The organism is Cupriavidus consociatus (assembly GCF_017814975.1).
GTDB lineage: Bacteria > Pseudomonadota > Gammaproteobacteria > Burkholderiales > Burkholderiaceae > Cupriavidus > Cupriavidus consociatus.
Genome location: NZ_JAGIQA010000011.1, coordinates 111267 through 124415, shown reverse-complemented (window position 1 = coordinate 124415; position 13149 = coordinate 111267). Strand labels below are relative to the sequence as shown.

Annotated in this window: 11 protein-coding genes; all 11 read right to left on the bottom strand. The window is 70.0% G+C overall.

Annotation, left to right across the window (positions count from 1 at the left end):
- Positions 1-29: 29 nt before the first annotated feature.
- Positions 30-1271: an NADH:flavin oxidoreductase gene (locus J8I82_RS16820; RefSeq protein WP_209759445.1), complete on the bottom strand. Its 1242-nt coding sequence runs from the start codon at positions 1269-1271 to the stop codon at positions 30-32.
- 28 nt (positions 1272-1299) lie between these two features.
- On the bottom strand, positions 1300-3756 hold the full coding sequence (locus J8I82_RS16815) for an efflux RND transporter permease subunit (protein ID WP_209759443.1): 2457 nt from the start codon (positions 3754-3756) through the stop codon (positions 1300-1302).
- 41 nt (positions 3757-3797) lie between these two features.
- On the bottom strand, positions 3798-4760 hold the full coding sequence (locus J8I82_RS16810) for a WD40/YVTN/BNR-like repeat-containing protein (RefSeq protein WP_209759442.1): 963 nt from the start codon (positions 4758-4760) through the stop codon (positions 3798-3800).
- 134 nt (positions 4761-4894) lie between these two features.
- Positions 4895-6100 (bottom strand): acetyl-CoA C-acyltransferase, encoded by a 1206-nt coding sequence (locus J8I82_RS16805; protein WP_209759440.1) that lies wholly within the window; start codon positions 6098-6100, stop codon positions 4895-4897.
- Positions 6101-6116: 16 nt separating this feature from the next.
- Positions 6117-6572 (bottom strand): MaoC family dehydratase, encoded by a 456-nt coding sequence (locus J8I82_RS16800; protein ID WP_209759437.1) that lies wholly within the window; start codon positions 6570-6572, stop codon positions 6117-6119.
- 187 nt (positions 6573-6759) lie between these two features.
- On the bottom strand, positions 6760-7572 hold the full coding sequence (locus tag J8I82_RS16795) for an SDR family oxidoreductase (protein WP_209759435.1): 813 nt from the start codon (positions 7570-7572) through the stop codon (positions 6760-6762).
- Entirely contained in the window at positions 7569-8798 is a 1230-nt protein-coding gene (locus tag J8I82_RS16790) for an acyl-CoA dehydrogenase family protein (protein WP_209759433.1), read from the bottom strand. The genes J8I82_RS16795 and J8I82_RS16790 overlap by 4 nt, the downstream gene beginning before the upstream one ends.
- Positions 8795-9982, bottom strand: coding sequence for an acyl-CoA dehydrogenase family protein (locus J8I82_RS16785; RefSeq protein ID WP_209759431.1), 1188 nt, complete (start codon positions 9980-9982; stop codon positions 8795-8797). Before J8I82_RS16785 ends, J8I82_RS16790 begins: the two co-directional genes overlap by 4 nt.
- 11 nt (positions 9983-9993) lie before the next feature.
- The gene (locus J8I82_RS16780; RefSeq protein WP_209759429.1) at positions 9994-10869 is read right to left on the bottom strand and encodes an SDR family oxidoreductase; all 876 of its coding nucleotides are present in this window, start codon (positions 10867-10869) and stop codon (positions 9994-9996) included.
- 10 nt (positions 10870-10879) lie between these two features.
- Positions 10880-12031 carry an acetyl-CoA C-acetyltransferase gene (locus tag J8I82_RS16775; RefSeq protein ID WP_209759427.1) on the bottom strand — a complete coding sequence of 384 codons (1152 nt, stop codon included), beginning with the start codon at positions 12029-12031 and terminating at the stop codon, positions 10880-10882.
- Between the two features lie 29 nt (positions 12032-12060).
- The gene (locus J8I82_RS16770) at positions 12061-13140 is read right to left on the bottom strand and encodes an acyl-CoA dehydrogenase family protein (RefSeq protein ID WP_209759425.1); all 1080 of its coding nucleotides are present in this window, start codon (positions 13138-13140) and stop codon (positions 12061-12063) included.
- Positions 13141-13149: the final 9 nt, after the last annotated feature.

Sequence of the window (13149 nt, the reverse complement as noted above, 5' to 3'; positions counted from 1 at the left end):
TCCGGCCGGGGCCTCATCGTCCCATCGGACTACTGCAGCGCGACAACGCGCGTCAGCGCCGGATCGTTGCCCGGTCCATGCACGCAGCTGACGCCGGCGGGATCGTAGATCCTGGCCACGCAGCCATTGCAACTGTCGCAGGCCGAGCGCCGCACCGCGCCGCTGCGCCAGTTGGCGACCAGCGCGGGGTCGTGGATCAGCGCGCGTGCCAGCGCGATGCAGTCGAATCCTTCCGCCACCAGCTGCGCCACGTTGTCGAGCGACTTGACGCCGCCGACGTAGGCCAGCGGCATGCGCACCGCCTGCCGCACCACGCGCGACGCCTCGAGGAAATACAGCTCGCGGAAGGCCAGGTCGCGCGGCGTGCTGCGCTCGAGCATGGTGATGCCGAAGCGCGCGAGCGCAGTCGGCGCGGCGGCCTTCATCTGCGCCGTTGGCATCGGGCTGCCGAACAGCACCCATGGGCTTTCCACATTGCGGCCACCGCTGAGCGTCAGCAGGTCGGCGCCTTCCGCCTCCAGCATGCGCGCTGTTGCGGCGGAATCCGCGGGCTGGTTGCCGCCCGGCACGCCGTCGCTGACGCTGAGCTTGCAGCAGACGGCCAGTCCGTTGCCAACGGCATCCCTGACCTGCCGCAGCACCGCGGCCGGGAAGCGGGTGCGGTTCTCCACGCTGCCGCCGAACGCGTCGCGCCGCCGGTTGCTCAGCGGCGACAGGAACTGGTTGAGCAGGTAGCCGTGGCCCATGTGGATCTCGACCGCGTCGAAGCCGGCCTCGCGCGCCAGCCTCGCCGCCGCGGCAAACTGGCCGGCCACGCGCGCCATGTCCGTCTCGCGCATGGCGCGCTGGAAATACACGCCGTGCATCATGCCGAAGGCATTGATGCCCGATGATGCACTGCCCGGCGCCCGGCTGCCGCCGTGGCGCATGGTCGTAAACGATCCCGCATGCGTGATCTGCAGGCACGCCGCCGCGCCTTCGCGATGCACGGCGTCGGTCAGCACGCGCAGGTGCGGCACTTGCTCGCGCCGCATGCTGAGCTGGTGCGCGAAGGTCAGTCCGTCGTCGGATACTGCCGCGTAGGCCACCGTGGTCATGCCCACGCCGCCGGCAGCGAGATCACGGTGGTGCCTGACCAGCGCCTGCGTCGGCAGCCCGTGCGGCGTCATGCCTTCATTGGCGCCCGCCTTGATGAAGCGGTTGCGCAGCGTGAGCGGGCCGAGGCGCAGCGGCGTGAATGCCGGCGCTGCGGATGCCTGGCTATCTTGCATGCTGTCTCTCCGGTCCTGTCCGCGACGCTCAGGCCGCATCGGATTTGAGGGCATGCGCGGGCGGCGTGGTGTCTCCGCCTGCCGCAGCACCTGCCGCAGCACCTGCCGCAACGCCTGCCGCAACGCGGGCGCGCTCCTCTTCCTCGACACCCAGCCACGCGGCCAACGCCGGCAGCAGCGACACCGCGCCGAACAGGTTCACCAGGAACATGAAGGCCAGCAGGATCCCCATGTCGGCCTGGAACTTTAGCGCGGCAAAGGCCCAGGTGCCAACGCCGATGCACATCGTCAGCGCCGTGAACAGTGCCGCCGAGCCGCGCTGGCGCATCGCCTCGGCGAAGGCCTGCGGCAACGCCTGCCCTTCCTCGCGGATCTGGTGCTGGATGCGCTCGTACAGGTAGATGCCATAGTCCACGCCAACGCCAACGCCCAGCGTGATGACCGGCAGCGTCGACACCTTCAGCCCGATGCCCAGGCGCGCCATCAGCGCATTGCACAGCACCGACACCAGCGTCAGCGGCACGATGATGCACAGCACCGCGCGCCACGAGCGGAAAGTCAGCAGGCACAGCAGCGTGATCGCGCCGAAGATCGCCAGCAGCATCGCCACCTCCGCCTCTTCCACGGCCTCGTTGGTGGCGGCCATCACGCCGATATTGCCGCCCGCCAGCCGGAACGCGACATTGGGCGTCTTGTCCGCGGCGGTAAAGCGGCGGATCTCGCGGATGATATGGGCGATGGTCGCGCCTTCGTGGTTGGCGGTGTAGATCAGCACCTGGATCGCCTGGCAGTTGGACGTGTTCATGCCGTTGTCCGGATCGTAGGCCTTGGCGCCCTGGCCCAGGCCTTCGCTGCTGCGCGGCAGCGCCTCCCAGCGCGGATTGCCCTCGTTGTAGGCGCCGATCACCACCTTGGCCAGCGACGACACGCTCACCACCGACTGCACGCCCGACACGCCGCGCATATACATCTCGAAGCGCTCCACCGCGCTCATTACCGGGTAGTGCAGGCAGCCGTCGTCGAAGCCGGTCGGCTCCACCACCACGGTCAGCGCATCCGAGCCGATGTTGTACTGGCTTACGATGCTGGCGCTGTCGCGGTTGTAGCGCGAATCCGCGCGCAGTTCCGGCGCGCCGCTGCCGACATCGCCGATTTTCAGCCCGCGCGACTCGATCGCGCCCGCCGCCAGCAGGGCCAGCGCGGCGACGAAGACGCCGAGTGCCGGCGCCGGACGCGCCAGCGCGCCGAACTTGTGCCACAGCCCCCCGCCACCCTGCGCGCGCCGCGTCTGCGACCGCGCCAGCGCAGACGGCTCCAGCCGCGTGTACGACAGCAGGATCGGCAGGAACACCTTGTTGGTCACGATCATCAGCAGCACGCCCAGGCAGGCGGTGATGCCAAGCTCGCTCACGATATCGATCTCGATGCGCATGATGACCATGAAGCCGAGCGCATTGGTCAGCAGCGCCACCGTGCCGGGGATGAACAGCTTGCGGAAGGCCGCGCTGGCGCTGTCGAGCGGGCTGTGCCCCTGAACCACCTCCTGCTTCCAGGCATTGGTCATCTGCACCGCATGCGAAACCCCGATCGAAAAGATCAGGAACGGGACCAGGATCGACATCGGGTCGATGCCATAGCCCAGCAGCGGCAGCAGCCCCAGCAGCCAGCCTACCGGCAGCAGCGCCACCACCAGTGCCAGCACGGTGATGCGCAGCGAGCGCGTGTACAGCCACAGCAGCAGCGCCGTGACGGCAAACGCCAGCGCGAAGAAGCCCATCACGCCGGCGATGCCCTCCTCGACATCGCCCACCAGCTTGGCAAAGCCGACGATATTGACTTCGACGTCCTGGCCGCTGAATTGCGCGCGGATCTTATCCAGCTGGCGCGCGACGGAGCCGTAGTCGATGGTCTTGCCGGTAGCCGGGTCGGTCTCGCGCAGCTCCGCGCGGATCAGCGCGGACCTGAGGTCATTGCTGACCAGCCGCCCGATCTGCCCGGAGCGCGCCACGTTGCGCCGCACCTTGTCGAGTTCCGCCGGCGTGCCGGAAAACCGGCCCGGCACCACCACGTCGCCGCGGAAGCCTGCCTCGGTCACCTCTGTGTAGCGCACATTGGGCGTAAACAACGAGAACACGCGCGAGCGGTCCACGCCCGGGATGAAGAACACTTCATCGGTGGCGTGGCGCAGCTTGTCCATGAAGGCGGCGTTGTAGATGTCGCCGTCGCCCTTCCAGCGCAGGCTCACCAGCACCGTATTGGCACCGGAGAAGGTGCTCGCGTACTTGGTGAACACCTGCATGTATGGGTGCTGCAGCGGGATCATCTTGTTGAAGCCGGGATCGAGCCGCAGGCGCGTGGCCGAGAAGCCCAGCGCCACGGTCGCGGCCAGGCACAGCAACAGCAGCAGGCGGCGCCGGTGCATCAGCACGCCGGCGCAGGCATCGACGAAGCGGCCCAGGCGGCCGGAGGATTGGGGGCGGGTCATGATCGTTCTCGCGTTCGGTCAGGCGGGGGTTCAGCCGGGGTTCAGCGATTTGCGGCTAGCGTCGCGCCGGCAAGGCCGCTGCTGCCGCCGAGCGACAGCATGTCCTTGCCGGCAGGCACCAGTGCGGCAAGCGTCTGCGGGCTGCCGGCGGGCAACGGCGCGAAGCGGCGTCCGCCATCCGCGGACATCACCAGCGTGCCGCCCTGCCCGGCCAGCACGATGCGGCCATCGGGCAACTCGGCGCCGCCGAAGAACGAGGTCCGCAAGCCGGTCTCGGCGGCCTGCCAGGTGGTACCGAAGTCGTCGCTGCGCAGCGCATTGCCGCGCATGCCGAAGGCCAGCCAGGCGCCGTCGCGCAGCGGCAGCACGCCGTACAGCGAGCCTTCATACGGGGTTCTGACCGGTTCCCAGCGGGTGCCGCCGTCGGCCGAGCGCAGCACCAGCCCCGCTTCGCCGACCAGCATCAGGCGTCCCTGCCCGTCGCCGGCGATGGCGTTGAGATGGCGGTCCTGCATGGTCTTGTCGGCAGCCTCTTCCCAATGCCTGCCCTGGTCGCGCGAGACCAGGAAACGGCCGAAGCTGCCCACGGCGAACCACGGCCCGTTGCGCTGCGCCAGTGCACCCAGCAACGGGTCGGACGATTGCGCGTCGAAAGCGACCTGCTGCCAGTGCGTGCCGCCATCTTCCGTGCGCAGGACCAGGCCGCTATGGCCCACCGCGATGCCATGGCGGCTGTCGGCGAAGGACAACTGCGTCAGGGTGGCGCCCTGCGGCTTGTCCACCGCGGCCACGCGCCAGTCGCGGCCCTGGTCGTCGCTGAACAGGATCCTGCCGCGCTCGCCCACGGCCACCAGGCGTTCGCCGGCGCGGGCGATGCCGTTGATCTGCAGGCCGTCCGGGCGCAGTGCGGTGGCCGGGAACGGCGGCAGCGGGCGCGGTGCAAAGGCCCAGACCGCGGTGGCCAGCACCGCCAGCGACATGGCGAGGCCGATCAGTCGTTTCATGATGTCTCCTCCGTGTGGAGTGGTGGCAGGCGGCCTCGTGGCGGGCCGTACTTGCCGGGATTGCTCTCGGTAGCGAAGTGCTTTCTCCCCTCTCCCGCTTGCGGGAGAGGGGAGAAAGCTAGCGGCAATGCTTCCTACGGCAGGACGTCAAACAGCGCCGCCGCCCCCATGCCGCCACCAATGCACATCGTCACCACCGCCTGCTGCACGCCACGGCGCCGGCCTTCGATCAACGCGTGCGCAGTTATGCGCGCGCCCGACATGCCGAACGGGTGCCCGACCGAGATCGCGCCGCCATTCACATTCAGCCGTGCATCGGGGATACCCAGCTTCTGCTGGCAGTACAGCACCTGCGAGGCGAATGCCTCGTTCAGCTCCCACAGGCCAACGTCCGCCACCGTCATCCCGTAGCGCGCCAGCAGCTTCGGCACCGCGAACACCGGACCGATGCCCATCTCGTCCGGCGCACAGCCGGCGACCGCCATGCCGCGATAGCGCCCCAACGGGCGCAAGCCACGGCGGCGCGCCTCGTCCGCGCTCATCAGCAGCACCGCGGCGGCGCCGTCCGACAGTTGCGAGGCATTGCCGGCAGTGATGTGCTCGCCCTCGGCCACCGCCTGCCCGCCGCTCCAGACCGGCTTGAGCGCTGCCAGGCTCGCGGCCGTGGTATCGGGCCGGTTGCATTCGTCCTGCGCCAGCGTCACGGTCTCGTGCCCGGCCAGTGCGCCGGCCTTGTCGAACAGCGCGCGGCGCGTTTCCAGCGGCACGATCTCGTCGTGGAAGGCGCCGCGCCGCTGCGCCTCGGCGGTGCGCTGCTGGCTGCGCCAGGCATAGGCATCCTGCTCGGCGCGGCTGATGCCGTAGCGGCGCGCCACCACTTCGGCGGTCTCGATCATCGCCATGTACGCCGCCGGCTGCCGCGCCAGCACCGCTTCGGACTGGGCGCGGTAGCCGTTCTTGTGCTTGTTTTGCGTCAGCGAGATCGATTCAACCCCGCCGGCGACGATGATGTCGGCCTCGCCGCACTGGATCGCGCGGGCACCCGCGGCGATCGTCATCAGGCCCGAGCCGCACATGCGGTCCATGGTCATGCCCGGTACGCTGTCGGGCAGCCCGGCTGCGACCGCGCACAGGCGGCCCAGGTTGTAGCCCTGGGTGCCCTGCTGCGCGGCCGCGCCGATCAGCACGTCGTCCACTTCGGCCGGGTCCACGCCCGTGCGCTCGACCACCGCGCGCACCACGTGGCCGCCCAGCACCGGGGCTTCGGTATCGTTGAAGGCGCCGCGGAAGGCCTTGCCGATTGGGGTGCGCGCGACGGCGACAATGACTGCTTCATTCATGCTCGGTTCCCTGTTTTCAGAAGTAGTAGCGGCTGATCGTCTCGGCCACGCAGGCGGGCTTGGCCTCGCCTTCGATCTCCACCGTCATGCGCACCACCGACTGCACGCCGCCTGGCAGTGTTTCGGTCCGCACCAGTTCGCCCACGCCGCGCACGCGCGCACCCACGCGCACCGGCGCCGGAAAGCGGACCTTGTCGCAGCCGTAGTTGACGCCGAACTTCATGCCTTCGACGGCAACCAGTTCCGGCAGGAACTGGTTGACCAGCGCGAGCGTCAGGTACCCATGGGCGATGCAGGCGCCGTAGGGGCCCTGGGCGGCGCGTTCGGGGTCGACGTGCAGCCACTGGTGATCGCCGGTGGCATTGGCGAACTGGTTGACCTGGTCCTGGGTGATGCGGGTCCAAGGGCTGGCGCCGAGGGGTTGGCCGACGGCGGCGTGGATGTCTTGGGCGGAGCGAAAGATTCTTGGCATGTGTGGTTCCAGCTTTGTTTCAAATACCAACGTGCTTCCCAGTCAGAACAGGTTCCAGGTTCTCGTGGCGAACGCACACCACGGCGTCGCACGCAGCCAGCGCCCTGCGTGAAGGCACCCCTCTCCCGCAAGCGGGAGAGGGGTGCAAACCCTTAGCGGACGAACCGCAACCAGCCGGGCCAGACGCTCACGCCCGCTGGCTGCTCACCGGCAACACCTCCCCCGTCATATACGACGCATAGTCGCTGGCCAAAAACACCATCACGTTGGCCACTTCCCACACCTCCGCCGCACGCCCGAATGCCTCGCGCTCGCTGAGCTGGCGCAGCAGATCCGCCGGTGCCGACTTCTTCAGGAAGTCGTGCAGCGCGATGCTGGGCGCCACCGCATTGATGCGCACGCCAAACTCCGCGGCCTCCATCGCGCTGCAGCGCGTCAGCGCCATCACCCCGGCCTTGGCCGCGGCGTAGTGCGACTGCTCCTTCTGCGCCCGCCAGCCGAGCACTGACGCGTTGTTGACGATGGCGCCGCGCCGGCGCGCCTGCATGTGCGGGAGCATCGCACGCGTCATGCGGAAGGTGCCGGTGAGGGAAATATCGATCACGCGCGACCACTCGGCATCGTCCATATCAACTAGGCGGCGCGAGCCGCCCAGGCCGGCGTTGTTGATCAGCACGTCGGTAGCGCCGAGTGCTTCTTCGGCGGCGGCCACGAGTGCGCGTACCTGCGCTTCGTCGGACACATCGCACAGCTGGCCGTGGATGGCCCGCAGGCCGGTTTCCGCGCGCAGGCGTTCGACCGCTTCTTCCAGGCGCTTCGGATGGATATCGGAGATCATCAACGCGCGGCAGCCCTCCTCCGCGCAGCGGCGCGCGGCGGCGAAGCCGATGCCGGCGCCCGCCGCGGCGGTGATCAGGACGCTCTTGCCCGCGAGCAGCTGGTGCCCCGGCACATAGGCCGGCGCGGCAGGAAATTCGGCAATGTCGGTATTCAGGGTCATGACTGTCCTCGGGCTTCGCGCGGCATGCCCAGTCCGCGCTCGGCGATGATGTTGAGCTGGATTTCGTTGGTGCCGGCATAGATGGTGTCGGCGCGCGAAAACAGCGCCATCTGCTGCAACCGCGTGCGGCGCACGTCGCCCCCCTCGCCCCCCTCGCCGGCATCGAGCACATTGGCCAGCGGGCCGAGCACGTCCAGCGCCAGCTGGCCCAGGTCGCGGTGCCAGTTGGACCAGTAGTACTTGTAGATCAGCGCCTCGCGCTGCAGCGCGAGATCGGCATCCCGGCCATCCTGGCCCGCCTGTGCCGCACCGGCCAGCATGCGCAGCGCATTGGCGCGCATCACCCGCAGCCCGGCCCACGCGCGCGCGATGCGCTGGCGCACCAGCGCGTCGCGGCTGCTGCCGTTGTCGCGCGCGGCCTGCGCCACCCATTCCAGCTCATGCGTGAACTGCATCTGCTGGCCGAGCGTGGAGATGCCGCGCTCGAACCCGAGCAGCGCCATGGCGATGCGCCAGCCGTCGCCGGGCTCGCCCAGCACGTCGGCGGCCGCGGCGCGCGCGCCGTCGAAAAAGACCTCGTTGAATTCCGCGCCGCCGCCCATCTGGCGGATCGGGCGGATCTCGATGCCGGGCTGGTCCAGCGGCAGCATCAGGAAAATCAGGCCCTTGCTGCCGCGCGAGCCGGGCTCGCAGCGCGCCAGCACGAAGATCCAGTCGGAATCGTGCGCGAGCGAGGTCCATACCTTCTGGCCGCTGACCAGCCAGTCGCCGCTGGCGGCGTCGCGTACCGCGCGCGTGCGCACATTGGCCAGGTCCGAGCCCGCGCCGGGTTCCGAATACCCCTGGCACCAGAACGTGGTGCCGTTGCGGATGCCGGGCAGCAGGCGCGCCTTCTGGTCTTCGGTGCCGAACGCGATCAGGGTCGGGCCGATCAGGCCTTCGCCGATATGGCCCATGCGGCCCGGACCGCCGGCGCGCGCGTATTCCTCGTGGAAAATCACCTGCTGCATCACCGGCAGCTCGCGCCCGCCGTGCGCGCGCGGCCAGCCCAGCCCGGTCCAGCCCCCCTCGGCGAGGCGCCGCTCCCACGCCTTGCGCAGTTCGGGGAAGGCCTCTTCGTCGCCGGGGCCGCCGCGGTGCTTCAGGAAGGCAAACTCGCCGGTCAGGTTGGCGGCCATCCATTGGCCGACCTCGGCGCGGAATGCCGACTCTTCATGCGCGCTCATGCTGTCCTCCAGGCTTGCGGGCCATGGTCCGCGAGATAGGCAAGCGCCGCACCGGCGCCGCCCAGCCAGTGGCTTGCGGCCTGCGCGCGCTTGAAATAGAGCTGGGGGTCATACTCCCAGGTGAAGCCGACCCCGCCATGCAGCTGGATGGCCTCCTGCGCGCCGAAGCGCAGGGCATCGTCCGCGGCGACGGCAGCGGCGGCGATTTCAAGGCGAGCCTGTTCGGCATGCGCCGAATCCCAGGCCTTCCACGCCTCCCAAGCCTGCGCCGCGCCATACACCGCCGAGCGCGCGGCCTCGACCAGCACCATCATCTGCGCGCAGCGGTGCTTGACCGCCTGGAACGAAGCAATGGCGCGGCCGAACTGGATGCGTTCCGACGCATAGGCAACGGTCAGGTCCAGGCATTGCTGGGCCGCGCCGAGCTGCTCTGCCGCCAGCATCAGCTTGCCGTGCCACCAGGCACGGGCCATGCCCTGCACCGCGTCGTCCCCGCGTGCCAGGCAGGCGTTCGCAGTAACAGACAGGCCGTCCAGGCGCAGCGACGCCAGCGGCCGCGTGCGGTCGAGCGTGTCCAGCGGCGCCAGCACGAACCGCGCATCCTGCGCCAGCGCAGCGGGCTCCAGCAGGAACAGCGCGGGCGAGCCGCTCACATCACCCGCGAGCCGCGCCGGCACCAGCAACCAGTCGGTGCCAGCAGCATCGGCCACCTGGGCGATGCTGCCGCGCAGCACGAAGCCGTCCGCGCTTGCCTGCGCAGTGATCGCGACGCCGTCGTAGTGCCAGCCGCCATCGTCCGGCAACACCACCGCGGCGCGACGCTCGCCAGCAGCCAGACGTTCCAGCCACTGCGCACCATGGCCGGCGCAGCCCTGCAGCCAAGGCGCCGCCACGCAGGCCGTCGACCAGAACGGCACGCAGGCCAGGCGCTGGCCCAGTTGTTCCTGCAGCAGCGCCAGCCCCGGTGCGCCCAGGCCTGCGCCGCCCACCGCTTCGGGCAGCGCGATGCCGCACCACCCAAGCTCGCCCGCGATCGCTTGCCACAGCGCGTCGTCGTGCGCCGGCCCCGCCTCGGTCGCGCGCCGCACCGCCGCCGAATCGCTGTGCGCAGCGAGGTAGTCGCGCGCGCTGTCGCGGACCATCAGGTGTTCGACGCCGAATCCGGCTGAATTGGTAAAGTCCATGGCCGCGCCGCTCAACTGCCGTAGACCGGCTGGGGCGGCTGAGACTGCGCCAGAAGCCCCGCCACCGCTGCGCCCACTTCGGCCGGCTGCCAGCGCCCGCCCTTGTCGGCTTTCGGCCCGGTGCGCCAGCCATCGGCCAGCGACACCATCCCGCCGGCCGCCTCGAACATGCGCCCGTTGACCTGTACGGAATCCGCGCTGCCGAGCCACACCACCAGCGGCGCGACGTTGGCCGGGTCGTAGTAGTCGAAGCCGCCTTCCGGCGCCTTCATCATGTCCGCGAACACCTGCTCGGTCATGCCGGTGCGTGCAGCGGGAGCCAGCGCGTTGGCGGTGATGCCGTAGCGGCCCAGCTCGGCGGCCTGCACCAGCGTCAGTGCGGCAATGCCAGCCTTGGCGGCGGCGTAGTTGGACTGCCCGACCGAGCCCTGCAGCCCCGCACCGGAGCTGGTGTTGATGATGCGCGCGTCGACAGCACGGCCGGCCTTGGCGGCATCGCGCCACCGCCTGGCCAGCAGGTTGGCCAGGCAGAAGTGGCCGCGCAGGTGTACGCGCATGACGTCGTCCCAGTCCGCCTCGGTCAGGCTGACGAACATGCGGTCGCGGCAGATGCCGGCGTTGTTGACCAGCACGTGCACCTCGCCAAAGGCCGCGACCGCGGCATCGACGATGCGCTGCGCGGTGGCCAGCTGCGTGATGTCGTCATCGCTGGCCAGGGCGCTGCCGCCAGCGGCGCGGATTTCCGTGCAGACCGCCTCGGCCGCCTCGCGCCGGATGTCGTTGACGACTACGTTGGCGCCCTCGGCGCCGAAGGCCAGCGCATAAGCGCGGCCCAGCCCGCCGCCGGCGCCGGTGATGATGACGGTGCGTGCGTCGCAAATGCCCATGGCGCTCTCCTTACAGCCGTTCAATGATGGTGACATTGGCCAGCCCGCCGCCTTCGCACATGGTCTGCAGGCCATAGCGCCCGCCGCTGCGTTCCAGTTCGTGCAGCAGCGTGGTCATCAGGCGCGCGCCGGTGGCGCCGAGCGGGTGGCCCAGCGCGATCGCGCCACCGTTGGGATTGGTGCGCTCGGGCGCGTAGCCGGTCTCGGCCAGCCAGGCCATCGCCACCGAGGCGAAGGCTTCGTTGATCTCGACCACGTCGATATCGGCCAGGCGCAGGCCGCTGCGCTCCAGCGCGCGCTTCGTTGCCGGAATCGGCGCGGTCAGCATCCACAGCGGGTCGTCGCCCAGCACGCTCATATGCGCGATGCGCGCGCGCGGCTTGAGCTGGTAGCGCTTGAGCGCCTCTTCGGAGACGATCAGCAGCGCAGCGGCGGCGTCGGCGGTCTGGCTGGACACCGCCGCGGTCAGCGAGCTCCCCGGCATCAGCGGTTCCAGCGCGGCCATTTTGGCCAGCGTGGTATCGGGGCGCGGCGTTTCGTCCTGCTTCACGCCTTCGCACGGCACGATCTCGCGGGCGAAGCGGCCACCTTCGATCGCCGCCGCCGCGCGCTGGTGGCTTTGCAGCGCATAGGCTTCCATGGCCTCGCGCGACAGCTTCCAGTGCTCGGCAATGCGCTGCGCCGCGTGGAACTGCGACACCGGCGCGTCGCCGAAGCGCGCCTGCCAGCCCTGGCTGCCCGAGAACGGATCGGCAAAGCCCAGCGCCTGCCCGGCCAGCATGGCCGACGAGATCGGGATCTGCGTCATGGTCTGCACGCCGCCGGCGATCACCACGTCCTGCGTGCCGCTCATCACCGCCTGCGCGGCGAAGTGCACGGCCTGCTGCGACGAGCCGCACTGGCGGTCCACCGTCACGCCCGGCACAGTCAGCGGCAGGCCAGCGGCCAGCCACGCGCTGCGGGCGATATTGCCGGCAAGCGGCCCGATGGTGTCGACGCAGCCGAATACCACGTCGTCGTAGTCCTCGGCGGGAATGCCGTTGCGGCGCACCAGCTCGGCCAGCACGAAGCCGCCGAGGTCGGCGCCGTGCAAGTGCGACAGTCCGCCCTTGCGGCGCCCGGTGGGCGTGCGCAGGGCATCAACGATATAGGCGTCTTTCATGATCATGGTTCTCCTTGGGATCGGGCAATTCAGGCGAAGGTGGCGCCGGCGCCGATGTCATGCTCGCCGTCCAGGATGTGCGCGCCCAGGCGCGCCTTGTGGAAGGCCCGGTCGCCCCAGCTTCCCGCCAGGGCCCAGGCCCGCTTGGTAAAGATCTGAAGGTCAAGCTCCCAGGTGTAGCCCATCGCGCCATGCACCTGGATCGCCTGCCGCGCCGCGGTCCACGCGCAGCGCGCGGCCGCGACGCGGGCATGCGAGACATGGAGCCCCACCTGCAGGTTCCGGTCAGGCAGGCCATGCGCCAGCGCGGCGGCGGCGCGCAGCAGCACCGGCTTGGCGAACTCCAGCTGGATGGCCACGTCGGCCAGCAGGTGCTTGGCCGCCTGGTAGGCGCCGATGGCCTTGCCGAACTGCTTGCGCTGCGCGCTGTAGTCGATCGCCAGGTCCAGCATGCGTTGCGTCAGGCCCAGCTGCTGCGCGGCGACGCCGAGCGCGCCCCGGTTCAGCGCCATCTCCCACAGGCCGCTGCCGGAGGGGATCAGTTCGGTTCCCGGGGCCGGCGTCCATGCCAGCTCGAACAGCCGGCGCGAAGGATCCAAGCCGGTGCGCGCCGTCAGCGTGGCCTGGTCCGGCCGCAGCAGGTGGACGGCACCTTCGTGCGCGCACAGGATGGCGTCGGCGACATGGGCGTCGGCCACCAGCCGCTCCTGCGGATGCGCCACCGCCACGCGGGCATCGCCGGCGGCGATGCGCTCCAGCAGCGTGACGCAGCGCTCGCGCGCCGCGGCATCCGGCGCCGCCGCAAGCGCATCGCGCAGCAGGCCAGCCGCCACCAGCGCGGTGTCGAGCAGCGGCTCCGGCAGCGCGAAATAGCCGCACGCCTGCGCCAGCGGTGCCCATTCCACCTCGCCCAGCCCCAGCCCGCCCTGCTGCTGCGGCACCAGCAGTGCCGTCAAACCCTGGCCGGCAAGCTGGCGCCACAGCGCGTCGGAGCGGCCGGTCTCGGTGCTCCACAGCTCGCGCGTCAGCTCGGGCGTCATCTCGGTCATCAGGAAGCGCCGGATCGCCTCGGCAAACTGTTCCTGCTCTTCGGTCAATGCGAAATCCATCGTGTTTCC